The sequence below is a fragment of the Alcanivorax sp. HI0044 genome (assembly GCF_001634945.1).
In genome coordinates this window covers 19,138-32,136 of record NZ_LWEZ01001406.1, presented here as the reverse complement: position 1 = coordinate 32,136, position 12,999 = coordinate 19,138, and the positions used below count along the sequence as shown (strand labels likewise).

Annotated in this window: 13 protein-coding genes; 6 read left to right on the top strand and 7 right to left on the bottom strand. The window is 57.9% G+C overall.

Annotation, left to right across the window (positions count from 1 at the left end; genetic code table 11):
* Positions 1 to 20: 20 nt before the first annotated feature.
* The gene (locus A3730_RS20860; RefSeq protein ID WP_082872482.1) at positions 21 to 854 is read right to left on the bottom strand and encodes a GIY-YIG nuclease family protein; all 834 of its coding nucleotides are present in this window, start codon (positions 852 to 854) and stop codon (positions 21 to 23) included.
* Positions 855 to 997: 143 nt separating this feature from the next.
* On the opposite strand from A3730_RS20860, the gene A3730_RS20855 reads away from it, so the two are divergent.
* The 4 genes from A3730_RS20855 to yghU all read left to right on the top strand — a co-directional run bounded on the left by A3730_RS20855 (position 998) and on the right by yghU (position 4,213).
* Positions 998 to 1,258, top strand: a complete 261-nt coding sequence (locus A3730_RS20855) for a hypothetical protein (protein WP_063519307.1) — start codon at positions 998 to 1,000, stop codon at positions 1,256 to 1,258.
* A 118-nt stretch (positions 1,259 to 1,376) separates the two neighbouring features.
* Positions 1,377 to 2,333, top strand: coding sequence for an MBL fold metallo-hydrolase (locus A3730_RS20850; RefSeq protein ID WP_063538834.1), 957 nt, complete (start codon positions 1,377 to 1,379; stop codon positions 2,331 to 2,333).
* A gap of 58 nt (positions 2,334 to 2,391) precedes the next feature.
* A complete protein-coding gene (gene bla / locus A3730_RS20845) occupies positions 2,392 to 3,252 on the top strand; it encodes a subclass B3 metallo-beta-lactamase (protein WP_063521096.1) in 861 nt (286 codons plus the stop codon).
* Positions 3,253 to 3,346: 94 nt separating this feature from the next.
* Positions 3,347 to 4,213 (top strand): glutathione-dependent disulfide-bond oxidoreductase, encoded by an 867-nt coding sequence (gene yghU / locus A3730_RS20840; protein WP_063521095.1) that lies wholly within the window; start codon positions 3,347 to 3,349, stop codon positions 4,211 to 4,213.
* A gap of 133 nt (positions 4,214 to 4,346) precedes the next feature.
* Here the strand turns inward: yghU and A3730_RS20835 are convergent, their stop codons facing one another.
* The 4 genes from A3730_RS20835 to A3730_RS20825 form a co-directional block, all read right to left on the bottom strand.
* Entirely contained in the window at positions 4,347 to 5,801 is a 1,455-nt protein-coding gene (locus A3730_RS20835) for a YdiU family protein (protein ID WP_063521094.1), read from the bottom strand.
* A 45-nt stretch (positions 5,802 to 5,846) separates the two neighbouring features.
* The gene (locus tag A3730_RS32780) at positions 5,847 to 6,293 is read right to left on the bottom strand and encodes a tyrosine-type recombinase/integrase (protein ID WP_231880710.1); all 447 of its coding nucleotides are present in this window, start codon (positions 6,291 to 6,293) and stop codon (positions 5,847 to 5,849) included.
* 16 nt (positions 6,294 to 6,309) lie between these two features.
* Positions 6,310 to 7,059, bottom strand: coding sequence for an integrase arm-type DNA-binding domain-containing protein (locus A3730_RS32775; protein WP_231880709.1), 750 nt, complete (start codon positions 7,057 to 7,059; stop codon positions 6,310 to 6,312).
* A gap of 199 nt (positions 7,060 to 7,258) precedes the next feature.
* A complete protein-coding gene (locus A3730_RS20825) occupies positions 7,259 to 8,272 on the bottom strand; it encodes a putative solute-binding protein (RefSeq protein WP_063521093.1) in 1,014 nt (337 codons plus the stop codon).
* 301 nt (positions 8,273 to 8,573) lie between these two features.
* Between A3730_RS20825 and A3730_RS20820 the strand changes: the two genes are divergently transcribed.
* Positions 8,574 to 9,962 (top strand): cytochrome ubiquinol oxidase subunit I, encoded by a 1,389-nt coding sequence (locus tag A3730_RS20820; RefSeq protein ID WP_063521092.1) that lies wholly within the window; start codon positions 8,574 to 8,576, stop codon positions 9,960 to 9,962.
* Complete coding sequence (locus A3730_RS20815; protein ID WP_063521091.1) at positions 9,962 to 10,960, top strand: cytochrome d ubiquinol oxidase subunit II; 999 nt, start codon at positions 9,962 to 9,964, stop codon at positions 10,958 to 10,960. Before A3730_RS20820 ends, A3730_RS20815 begins: the two co-directional genes overlap by 1 nt.
* 37 nt (positions 10,961 to 10,997) lie before the next feature.
* Here the strand turns inward: A3730_RS20815 and A3730_RS20810 are convergent, their stop codons facing one another.
* Together A3730_RS20810 and A3730_RS20805 are read right to left on the bottom strand one after the other, a co-directional pair.
* The gene (locus tag A3730_RS20810; RefSeq protein WP_063521090.1) at positions 10,998 to 11,672 is read right to left on the bottom strand and encodes a type 1 glutamine amidotransferase domain-containing protein; all 675 of its coding nucleotides are present in this window, start codon (positions 11,670 to 11,672) and stop codon (positions 10,998 to 11,000) included.
* A gap of 76 nt (positions 11,673 to 11,748) precedes the next feature.
* Entirely contained in the window at positions 11,749 to 12,906 is a 1,158-nt protein-coding gene (locus A3730_RS20805; RefSeq protein ID WP_063521089.1) for an iron-containing alcohol dehydrogenase, read from the bottom strand.
* Positions 12,907 to 12,999: the final 93 nt, after the last annotated feature.

Below are 12,999 nucleotides of genomic sequence, written 5' to 3'. Positions count from 1 at the left end.
TAACAGGCCGTGAAGACGGTTTACGGCATAACGAAATGCTCGATCCCCCGGTTGAGAAAATGCAGGAGCATGCGATAGCTGTCCAGATCAAAGCAGACGTCATGCGGGGGGTGCAGATCTTCCTCGCCGGGGGCATGGTTAAACGTCGCCAGATGACACCACTGATGCACCAGGTGGTAGTCGTCTTCCGTTGCCCCGCATTCGCGAATCACTAGCGTGCCGTTATAGGGCCAGGCCTGGATTTGGTGTTCATGTAAGGCCTGCCTGAGTCGACGGTTGTGGCTGCCAGGGCTTTCCTTGCCGCAACAGGCACCTTGGCAGCGATTCAATTGAAACGAAAAGCATGGCCCGCTGCCGCTTTCCAGTCCGCAGACCTTTGGGCAAAGGCGATATTGTTTGATCCAGTGTTCCAGGGCCAGGCGGGCCTGTCGGGGGCTGCGGTAAAGGCCATAGCTATCCTGGTTCCACAGCGATTCCCTGGCCGGGCGATGCAGTACCGGTGCCAGAAAAGCCGTGTCAGAGGTGTTCAGTATCCAGGTGTGCAGCTGTTTATAGCGTCGCTGGCGACGGTTGAAGATTGGCTGGCGCTGTTTGATTTCGCGGTTTTCCAGCAGCAGGGCGCCCAGCTCTCCGGCGGTAAGTGTGTAATCGATATGATCCGTCAGTTGGCACATTCGGCGTGCCCTGGAGGATCGCTGGCATGATTGAAAATGACTCTTCACCCGCTGACGGATGTTGATGCTCTTGCCAATGTAGAGGAGCTCCCCCTCAGCCCCGTAGAAGCGATAGACGCCCGGCTGCGAGGGCAGGTCGTTGACCCAGTGAGGCGTTGTCATGGCAGGTGGAGTGATCATGCCGGGGTTTTACCGGTTCATGAGTCAGCCCGGTGTGAAGGGCCCCGGTGGCGTGTTTATTATCGGCGAGGGTAGACTTGTCGCACCGCCTGGCAACGCGCCTGCGGCAGCAATGAAAACATTCACGACAAGCGAGCATTCTTATGGATGAAATGGAGCAGGCCGAAGACGAATTTGCGCAGAAGGCAATGATTGAAGCGGTGGAAAATCAGATTGCGGATGGTCACCCCCGTGAGGCGGGCATGGTAATGATGGCGTTGACCAAAAATGGCCTGGACCATGATGCCGCGCTGGAAAAAATGGCGGATGTGCTTGTTGTCCATGTGGCGGCGACCCTGGAAAACCAGACGCCTTTTGATATCAATGCTTACGCGAGAGATCTGTTGCAACTGGCCAAGGGTTAATCGCCAGTCACATCGGTCTGGCATTAGTACGTGCGCTATTACGACCAGAGTCGAGTGCAAGTGGGTGGTCAATTCCTCTATAGTCGGGATTGCTATTGACCTGCCAGGAGTTGCTCCCATGCCCTTCCAGCCTTACGCGGATATCGGCCAGCAAATAACCCGTATTGATACTGCCATGATCCGCGAAGGGTTGGCGGCCTGTTATTTGCTTCAAGGTGGAGAGGAGTACGCCATTATTGAGACCGGCACCCATCACACGGTGCCGATTATTCTTTCCCTGTTGGCGCAGCGAGGTATTGAGCGGCATCAGGTGAAATTTGTGATTCCCACCCATGTCCATCTGGACCATGCCGGGGGTGTGGGTGGGTTAATGCAGGCATTGCCAGCGGCCACCTTGCTGATCCACCCCCGTGGTGCCCGGCACATGATTGATCCCTCCAAGCTCAAGGCGGGCGCGACGGCGGTATACGGTGAAGAGGCCTTCGCGAAAGTCTACGGCGATATTATTCCTGTGGACGCGCAGCGTGTGCGAGAAATGCATGAGGGCGACCATGTGTTGGTGGGCGATCGTCGCCTGGATTTTTACGATACTCCGGGTCATGCCCGCCACCATTTCTGTGTGTATGACTCGCTCTCCGCCGGCATCTTTACGGGTGACACCTTTGGGTTGTCTTATCCTCCATTGATGACCGAAAAAGGTCCTTTTATTTTACCCACGACGACCCCGGTACAGTTTGATCCTGAGGCGCTGAAAGCATCGATTCGCAAGCTGCTGGCTCTGAACCCCGAACGCATGTTTCTGACTCACTATGGCGCCCTGGACGCTCCCCGGGAGCCTGGCGAACGCTTGCTGGCCATGGTGGATGATTACGTGGCGCTGGCGGAAAAAGCCGCTCCCGGTGATGAGGCTACGTTGTTGCCGCGATTGGAATCTGCCATGCAGGACTATCTGTTTGCCAAGGCTCGCGACCATGGTGTCGCCCTGTCGGAGGATGAACTGCAGGATGCGCTCGGGTTTGATATCAACCTGAACAGTCAGGGCCTGCAGGTATGGCTTCAGCAGCAAAAAGGGTAAGCCCCGGCGAACCAACCCCGGCCAGGTGCATCCAAGGGTTTTTCCAGGGAGAACCAATATGTCAGTTATTCGATGCAGTGCCGTATGCGGGTTGCTGCTGGTCAGTGCGGCCCAGGCCGAACCGGTAACCCCGTTGCCGCAGTTGCAGGCCTATACCGTGCCGGAGGCCTGGCTGCAGCCCATGGCGCCATTACAGATTGCCGATAACGTCTGGCAGATCGGGACCGATGAGCTTACCTCGCTGCTGCTGAAAACCCGCGAAGGCGCCATCCTCATTGATGGCGGGATGCCCCAGAGTGCCGAGCATCTGCTGGCCAACATGAAGGCCGTGGGGGTGGCGCCGCAGACCCTGAAGTGGATTCTGGTCAGCCATGGCCACGGCGACCATGCCGGTTCGCTGGAGGCGATCAAACAGGCCACCGGTGCCCGGCTGGTGGCCAACGCGGAAACCGCCATGCTGATGGCGGACGGTGGCGCCAACGATATTCATTTTGGTGACGACATTCTTTATCCGCCAGTGCGGGTGGACCGACAGATTCAGGACGGCGAACAGGTCACTCTGGGCAACCTCACACTCACCGCCCATTTCATTCCGGGCCATACTCCCGGCAGCATGGCCTGGACCTGGCAGGGTACGCGAGACGGGGAGAGGGTGGATATCGCCTACGTGGACAGCCTGACAGCGCCGGGTTATCAGCTGGTGGATAATCCGCGTTATCCCCATATCGTGGAGGACTTCACCGCTACCTTCAAAACCGTGAAGGGATTGCCTTGCGATCTGTTGTTGACGCCACATCCCGGTGCCAGTGGTTGGGACTATACCGATGCCTCTCAGTCGACACGGATCGATTGTGTGGACTATGCGAAAAAAGCGGAAAAAACGCTGCGTGAGCAACGCCAGGCCCAGCAAGCGGATTGATCCATTAAGCTGAAGGAATCAATCGGCTGATTGACCTTGTTTACACCGGGGCGGCTGGCCATAGTGACTGCATTCACTCTCTTCTGGAGCCAATATGTCTGACGATACCTACACGCCCCCCCGGGTCTGGAAATGGGACAAGGAAAGCGGTGGCAAGTTTGCCAATATCAACCGCCCGATCGCCGGGCCCACCCATGACAAGGCGCTGCAAGTGGGCAAGCACCCCTTCCAGCTGTATTCCCTGGCCACCCCCAACGGGGTAAAGGTCACGGTGATGCTCGAAGAGCTGCTTGAGAAAGGCCACAAGGATGCGCAATACGATGCCTGGCTAATCAATATCCAGGATGGCGACCAGTTTGGCAGCGGTTTTGTGGACGTGAACCCCAACTCCAAGATTCCCGCACTGATGGACCATAGCGTGAACCCGCCCCAGCGGGTGTTCGAGTCCGGCAGCATTCTGCTGTATCTGGCGGAAAAGTTTGGTGAGTTTTTGCCCCGGGATCCAGCGGCCCGTACCGAAACGCTTAACTGGTTATTCTGGCAGATGGGCAGTGCGCCGCTGCTGGGCGGTGGCTTTGGCCACTTTTACGCTTACGCCCCGGAAAAGTACCAATACCCCATCGATCGCTACACCATGGAGATCAAGCGGCAGCTTGATGTGTTGGATCGCCGGCTGGCAGATAATACGTATCTGGCGGGTGATGAATACACCATCGCGGATATGGCGGTGTGGCCCTGGTATGGCGCACTGGTCACCAACAAGGTGTATGAAGCGGCGGAGTTCATTGAGGCTCATACCTACACCAATGTACTGCGCTGGACCCACCAGATTGCCGAGCGCCCGGCAGTGAAACGTGGCCGCATGGTAAACCGGGCCTGGGGTGATCCGGCCAGCCAGCTGTGGGAGCGTCACGATGCCAGTGACTTTGAATTGAAGACCCTGGACAAGCTACAAGGCTGAGGGCGTTCCTTGAGCGCGGAATGTCGGGTTACGCCGCTACGCGGCTAACACGACCTACAAGCCCTCCACTGGCTCCGTAGGTCGCATTAGCCTGAAAGGCGTAATCCGACAAAATGCCAAAACGCTGTCTCTTTCAGGTGCCGCAAAAGGTTTGAAACACGTGCTCGCCGGGGCCGGCTGATTGTCGATACGGGTCGTCACTGTCCCGGTCCGCATAAGGCTCGGCCAGTGCCTGTAATAACGCATGGGTTGGCGCCATATCGTTATCGTCGCTGGCAGCATTCAGCGCCTGTTCCACCAGATGATTACGCGGGATCACCGCCGGGTTGTGATTACGCATCAGGCACAGCGATGACGCCAGGGGTTTGCTATTGCGGGCCAGCCTCGCCCGCCACTGTTGGTGCCACTGCCGGAAGGTTTCATTCTGGTATTGCTCTGCGTCAGGCTGGCCGTCGTTGATCAGGTCACGGAACGTATTGGTGTAGTCCGCGTTCTGTGTCTGCATCCAGGTGAGCAAATCGGCAATCAGTTTGTCGTCTCCGGCTTCGCTGCCGAATAATCCCAGTTTCTTGTTCATCATGGCGCGCCATTTTTCTTCGTAACGCTGACTGAATGACTTCAACGACGCGGTGGCTTTTTCGATCGCTGTGTCCATGTTTTCGTCGATCAGGCTGAGCAGGGTTTCCGCAAAACGGCCCAGGTTCCATTGGGTGATGCTGGGCTGGTTTCCGTAGGCATAACGGCCCTGATGATCGATGGAGCTGAACACCGTGTTTGGGTCGAAACGGTCCATGAATGCACAAGGGCCAAAATCGATGCTCTCGCCAGAAAGGGTAACGTTATCGGTGTTGAGCACGCCGTGAATAAAGCCCACGCGCATCCAGTTGACCACCAGATCTATCTGACGATCCATCACCGTTTCGAACAGCGCCAGCGCCTTGTTATCTACCCCCTCCAGGGAGGGGTAATGGCGCGCGATGGTGTAATCCAGTAGTTGTTCCAGCAGGGCGGGATCCTGTTGCCCGGCGGCGTATTGGAAGGTACCCACACGGATATGGGAAGTGGCCACTCGGGTGAGAATGGCGCCGGGAAGCAGTCTGTCCCGGTGCACCCTGTCGCCGGTTCGAGTGACGGCAAGGCTGCGAGTGGTGGGGATGTTCAGGGCGTGCAGCGCTTCACTGATGATGTATTCGCGCAACATGGGGCCAAGGGCCGCGCGCCCGTCGCCACCCCGGGAAAAGGGGGTGCGCCCGGCGCCTTTAAGCTGGATGTCGTAGCGTTGCCCGCTGTTACCAACATGCTCCCCCAGCAGGGTGGCGCGGCCGTCGCCGAGCATGGTCAGGTTGCCAAACTGGTGGCCCGCATACGCCTGGGCAATGGGCTCGCTGCCCTCCAGTAATGTATTGCCACTGAAAAATTCGGGGTGTGTCGACAGGGCCTCGTTATCGAGCCCCAGCTCTCTGGCCAGCGCATCGTTAAACAGGGCAAAGGCCGGTGAGCTGACCGGTTGCGGCGAGCAATCTGAAAACAGGGGCTCTGGCAGGCGGCGGTAGGTGTTGTCGAAACGAAAGCCGAACGGGCTGGGCATGCAATATCCTGAAGGGTAGCAGTGAATGTGGCTGCCCACAGGGTATCAGAGTCTGCGCGGCCGGGTGACCTTGCCGATGGCGGTGTTGTCCAGATAGTCCGCCCAGGCCTGCAGCATTTCCCGGCGTTTATCCTGGTAGGCTTGCCGGTCGGTGGGTTCCTCGCCGCTCTGGTTGAGCAGCTGTGACTGGATCTGCTCTGCCTGATAGCCCAGTTCGCCCAGTGCGGTGGCGGCCAGAGTGCGCAGGTTGTCGGTGGAAACCGGTGTACTGCGGGTGACTTTTCTCAATGCGGAAGACAGGGTGTTGGCACCCAGATGCTTTTTACGGTCGCGGGTGCCGGGAAAGATGTACTCCTGGCGTCCGGTGATGGGCTCGATTTCCCGCAGCAGTTCCACAGCCTGACGGGGCAGGGGAACGGTAATGGTTTTATTGCCATCCGGGCTATCGACGCTACGGCGGCGGATGCGCCATTCGCCGGCGTCCAGGTCCATGTCGGACCAGCGGGCGTTAGCGGGCGTTGACGATCTCACTGGGGCGGGCCAGCAGCCACACTGTGAGCTTGAGAGCGGCAGTGGTGGTGGTGCGGCTCCACTGGCCGAGCACACCGCTGGCCAAATTGAAAATCTGTTCACGGGTGCTGAGCAAAAACTCCGGCTCAGTGCCGGAGCCGGTAAGCCGGCGTCGCAGGGCACTGGTTTGCTGGTAGCCCGCCACACCGGTATCACGGGCATGGGTGTAGATCCGCTTGCCGATGCCCAGAACGCGCTTGCCTCTGTCCAGATGCCCTTCTGCGCCGAGAGCCGCTGCCAGGGATTTCAGGTCTTCGGGAGTCACTTCACTGACCACCCGTTTACCAATGCTGGCGATCAGGTAGTTTTCCATTTGCCGTTTGGTGCGCCGGAATTGTTCTTCAGACACTTCAAATCGATAGACACGTTCCAGCCAGTCCCGGGCTACCGCCTCAAAGGTTTCCACTGAAGGGCTGAACACTTCACGCTTGACGCAACGGGTAATCGGGTCGATGCCATCGGCGATCAGCTCCCGGGCTTCATCGCGCAGTTGGCGGGCAAAGCTCAGGGTGACTTCCGGGCAAGGCCCAAGGGTGATGACTTTATCGCGGCCGTCGAAACGGTAGCCGAGTTTCCAAGTACGGTTACCACCGGTTTCTACCAACAGGTAGAGTCCCTTGTCGTCGTGGAGTTTATAGTCTTTCTGGAGCGGTTCGGCGTTGCGAACATCCGCGGAAGTCAGGGCCATGGCTCGCTGCAGCTCAGTGTGAAAGTGGGGTCCGCACAGACGGTGCCTGTTTCAATAAGTTACCCAGCTTTTGGGTGGCGTTCAATTGCTGTGCGGTCAGCGTTTTTTGCTGCAAGGTGATCTGTTCTCACCTGCATGAAACGAAAAACGCCGCCAGAGTGCTGGCGGCGTTTTTCCCGGGCGGTCTGTCAAGAGCCGGTTATTCCACCGGGTTAACGCACTCGGCCCGTGAAGGCTCCTGCTTGCAGCGAACCTTGAGCAGCAGGGACATCATGTCCTTGTTGTATACCCCTTTCTGGGTCAGCTCAATGCGGGCTTCACGCATCATTTCGTCATAACGCAACTTGTCTTTTTCCGGGATGCGGATCCACCAACGATCGGCGATTTCTTTGCTGGCGTTATCGATCAGCTTCATGGCCCGATCAAACTGGCTGTACATGAAGGCTCGGGATTTCTGGCCATAGCCTTCCGGGAATTTGTCCTTTTTGAAAATGACCTGAGCGCTCAGCTGACCCAGTACATAGTCCAGGATGCCGCCATCCGGAGCCATGCCCTTGTACAGCTCCAGTGCGGAGTAACCCATTACCGGGGCAAAGCAGATATCCACGGAACCGTTGTTGAAACGGGTGGAGAAATTGGTGATATCGGACATAACCGGCGACATGCCGACACGGGACGCCATGCTGGCCTGTGCGCTGTCATATTCAAGGACGGCGATGGATTTGCCTGCCAGTTCTTCAACGGTATCGATTTCCTTGTCTTTCAGGAACAGGAAGGCTGCACCCAGCGGGGCAACGCCGCCCACTTCATAGGGGCCGGAAACCAGATGTTTGTTGACGCTGGGGCTGTTGCTGGCGATCACGGCAATCACCGTTTTCATGGCCTCATAACTGGGGATGGCGCCGATAGAATCCATGCTGCCGGTGTAGCTGTTGAACTGGCGGCCACGGATGCCGGTCAGGACGGCGGCGTCGCATTGCCCGGCCTTCAGGTCCTCGGATGCAATTTTTTCATCCGTGTAGGGTTTTAACTCCACATCCACGCCCCATGCGACGGCGGCAGTCTTGTAGTCGCGCATGATGTTGAAGGTGTCGCCATTGGCGCCAATGATGTCGAAGACGCAGAACGTTCGTTTGGTCAGCGCCATGGCATTGCTGCTCAGGGACAACATGGCTGCGGTGGCCAGGGCGACCAGCCCCATTCTTGTTTTCATGGTGTGCTCTCCAGAAAGTAAACGCGTTGGCATGACTCGGATGGATTACCAGTTTCATGAACTGCATTTTGTTGGCTAAACCGGATTCGTGCTGTGCATAACGTGTTGTGGACAGGGCGGGGAAATGTTGCGGGTGTATACAAAGTGTTAACACCTGTTGGTTCTTGCCGTCCTCTTCACATGCGGTGGCGCCTTGCCCGGGCTCCTGCATGGACCTTTTGTCTCATTTACCCGGCAATCGTCTGTGCTACTGTCTGGGAGAGTGACGCCTCGTCACTGGACAAAGGAAGGAGTTGCCCCGGTGGAATTTGATCCGTTCCTGTTGGCCCGGCTGCAGTTTGCCGCCAATATCAGCTTTCATATCCTGTTTCCCACTATCACCATCGGCCTGTGCTGGGTCCTGTTCTATTTTCGGCTGCGTTATACCTTTTCGGGTGACAAGGCCTGGGAATACGCCTATTTCTTCTGGGTAAAGATTTTTGCCCTCAGCTTTGCGTTGGGTGTGGTGTCGGGTATCACCATGAGTTTCCAGTTCGGCACCAACTGGCCCGGCTTTATGGAAAGAGCGGGGAATATCGCAGGCCCGTTATTGGGTTACGAAGTGTTGACGGCCTTTTTTCTGGAAGCGTCCTTTCTTGGCATCATGCTGTTCGGCAAAAACCGGGTGTCCAATCGTCTTCACCTGGTGTCCTGTGCGTTGGTGGCCGTCGGCACCAGCTTTTCCGCGTTCTGGATTCTCAGCCTGAATTCCTGGATGCAGACGCCCACCGGTTTCCGTCTGGAGGACGGCGTGTTCTTTGTGGACAGCTGGTGGGAAGCGATCTTTAACCCGTCGTTTCCGTATCGCTTGGCGCACATGCTGAATGCTTCGCTGCTAACCGCAGCCTTTCTGATTATGGGGGTCAGTGCCTGGCGAGCCATGCGCCAGGTAGACGGCCCGGCGACCTGGAAAGTCATGCGTACCGGTGCGTTGATGGCGGCGGTACTGGCGCCGCTTCAAGTCTGGATTGGCGACTTGCACGGCTTGAATACGCTGGAGCATCAGCCCGCCAAGATTGCCGCCATGGAAGGCATATGGGAGACCGAAAAAGGCGCCCCGCTGACCCTGTTTGGTTTCCCGGATGAAGAAGCCAAAACCAACCATATGGCCATCACCATTCCCCATGGAGCCAGCCTGATCCTGACCCATGACTGGAACGGGGAAATCCAGGGTCTCAATGAATTCGGTGACGATATTCCGCCCGTTGCCCCGGTATTCTGGGCCTTTAGGGTCATGGTGGGGGTAGGGATGTTGATGGTCCTGGTCGGCTGGTGGGCGGCATGGCGATTGTTCCGGCGGCGTGATGAGAACCGGGATAGCCAGCTCTGGTTGCTGCGAGCCCTGTCAGTGATGACTTTCTCGGGCTGGGTTGCGGTGTTGGCTGGCTGGTACGTAACGGAGATCGGTCGCCAGCCCTGGGTCGTGAGTGGCCTGCTGCGTACCTCCGAGGTGGTGGCGGATCACAGTAGTGCGACGCTCATGGGGACGCTGTTCGGTTACGTATTGCTCTATGCGTTTTTGCTGGTGTCCTACATTGCGGCGCTGCGGTACATGGCGACCAAACCCGCGCGCTCGCTGACACTGACGCCACAGCAACGGGCCATGAAGGCGGAACAGGCCGACGATGAACTCGCAGAAGGAGACGCGTGATGGATCTGGGATATTGGCTTCCGCTGTTCTTTGCCGGCGCCATGGGGCTGGCGCTGCTGATTTATGTGGTGCTGGATGGCTATGACCTGGGCATCGGTTTGCTGCTGCCCTTTGCCGATGAGAAAGAAAAGGATGTGATGGTGGCCGCCATCGGCCCGTTCTGGGATGCCAACGAAACCTGGATCGTGCTGGGCGTGGGCATCTTGCTGATTGCTTTTCCCCAGGCCCATGGGCTGGTACTGACCTCGCTCTATCTGCCCGTGACGCTGATGCTCATGGGGCTGATACTGCGCGGCGTGTCATTCGATTTTCGGGTCAAGGCAGGCGACAAGCACAAGGCCAAATGGAATGCGCTGTTTTCAGTGGGGTCGCTGATCGCCTCGGTGTCCCAGGGCTGGATGCTGGGCGCCTTTGTGACGGGCCTCACCGGGGACGCCACCAGCACCTTGTTCGCCATTTTGATTGCGCTGGCGCTGCCGGCGCTCTACATCATGCTGGGTGCCGCCTGGTTGCTGATCAAGACCGAAGGCGCGTTGTTCAACAAGGCGGTGCGCTGGGGGCGCCTGGCGGTCTTGCCCATGGGGGCATTCCTGTTGCTGATCTCCATTGCCACGCCCCTGGTCAGTGCCACGATTGCGGAGAAATGGTTCACCCTGCCTAACGCCATTGGCCTGATGCCTATTCCCATTGCCACTGCGCTGGCGTATGCCGGGTTGATCTGGGTGTTTAACAGCAACCGGATTCTGCACAACGGCTATGGCTGGCTGGCGTTTCTGGCACTGATTGTGATGTGCGTGCTGGCGAGTATCGGGCTGGCTTACAGCCTGTTCCCGGATATCGTTCTGGGGCGGCTATCGATCTGGGATGCGGCATCATCGACGGAATCGTTGTTATTCACGTTCTGGGGAACAGTGATTACGCTACCAATGATTCTTGGCTATACGTTTTTTATCTACCGGGTCTTCCGTGGTAAAGCCACAGACCTGAGTTATGAATAATAAAGGGCGCCTGTTGGCGCCCTTTATTATGGTGCCGTTACGCCAGCAGTTTCAGTAAGGCTCTTGCCCCTGCTTCTGAGGAGGCAGGGTTTTGTCCCGTCACCAAATTGCCATCGGTGACTACATGGCTGGCCCAGTCATCGCCTTTTTCATAGATACCACCATTGGCCTTGAGCATGTCTTCGACCAGAAAGGGAACGATATCGGTGAGCTGCACTCCGTCTTCCTCGCCATTGGTGAAGCCGGTGACGGCACGGCCTTTCACCAGCGGCTCGCCCTTATGGCGAGTGTGGCGAAATACGGCAGGGGCGTGGCAGACAGCGCCGATGGGTTTGCCGCTGTTGTTGAAGGCTTCAATCAGGGCAATGGAGTGGGCATCCTCGGCCAGGTCCCAAAGCGGGCCATGGCCGCCGGGATAGAAGACAGCATCAAACGCCTCGATATCCACCTCGGCCAGGGGCCGGGTGTTGGCGAGAGCTGCTTTGGCACCGTCATCTTTATTGAAGCGATCGGTGGCAGCGGTTTGTGCTTCCGGTGAGTCGCTTTTGGGATCCAGCGGCGGCTGGCCGCCTTTGGGGGAGGCGAGGGTGATCTGTGCGCCCGCGTCCTGGAAAACATAGTAAGGCGCGGCAAATTCTTCCAGCCAGAAACCGGTCTTGTGGCCAGTGTCGCCCAGTTGGTCGTGGGAGGTGAGAATCATCAGAATATTCATGGTTGCTCTCCTTTGGTTTCATTTCAGTGCCCCCCCCACCCCGAAATCGGGGTGGGGTTGCGTAAGAGTGGGGTGGTTAAAGGCTGGCGTGCAGCACTCGCCGACATACGTCGGGGGTGACGTCGTTGTGCTCCCCCAGCGCGGTCATGCCGTGTTCCTCAAGGCTCTTGATCAACGGTTCGATGTGTTCTTCCGTCAATTGGTAATCCCCGAGACGGGTCTTTACGCCCAGGCTTTCAAAGAAAGCACGGGTTTTTTCAATCGCTGCCTTGGCCTGGTCTGCTTCGCTACCTTCATGGATGGACCAGACCCGTTGTGCGTACTGCACCAGCTTGTCGTGCTTGGCGTCCTTGCGTTCGGCGAGCATGGCCGGCAGCACAATGGCCAGGGTCTGCGCATGGTCCAGGCCATGCAGGGCAGTGAGTTCATGGCCCAGCATATGGGTGGCCCAGTCCTGGGGAACGCCGGCACCAATCAGACCATTGAGAGCCAGTGTGGCGACCCACATCAGGTTGGCACGCACATCATAATTTTCCGGATCGCTCAGGGCCTGTGGGCCAATCTCGATCAGGGTTTGCAGCAGGCCTTCGGCGAATCGGTCCTGTACCGGTGCATTGGCCGGGTAGGTGAGATATTGCTCGACGATATGCACAAAGGCATCAACCACACCATTTGCCACCTGCCGAGGGGGCAGGGTGAAGCTCTTGGTGGGGTCCAGCACGGAAAATTGCGGGAACACATGCTCGCTGTGGAACGGCAACTTGGCTTGCAGGGACTTGCGTGTGACCACGGCGCCCTTGTTCATTTCCGAGCCGGTGGCGGGCAAGGTCAGTACCGAACCGAAGGGCAGGGCGCGGTGAATATTGGTGCCGCCCTTGAGCAGGATGTCCCAGGCGTCGCCGTCGAATACGGAGGCTGCCGCGACAAACTTGGTGCCGTCGATGACGGATCCGCCACCCACCGCCAGCAGATAATCGATGCCGTCGCGCTGCACCACGCTGACGGCTTCCATCAGGGTTTCAAAACTCGGATTGGGTTCAATGCCACCAAACAGCTGCACCTGGCGGTCGCCCAATGCGGCTTCCACCTCATCCAGGGTGCCAGTGCGGCGAGCGCTCTCGCCACCAAAAAGAATCAGGACCTTGGCGTCGGCGGGAACCAGGGTGTCGAGAGCGGCAATTTTCCCTTCGCCGAAGGCAATGCGGGTGGGGTTGTAGAAATCGAAGTTGTTCATGGTGCGGTATCCTTGATTGATGGCGCTTGATTCGCTTGAAAGTTTTTAAATAGACCGGTCGTCTAGAGTTGGCGGCTAAAAAGGCCCGCTCAA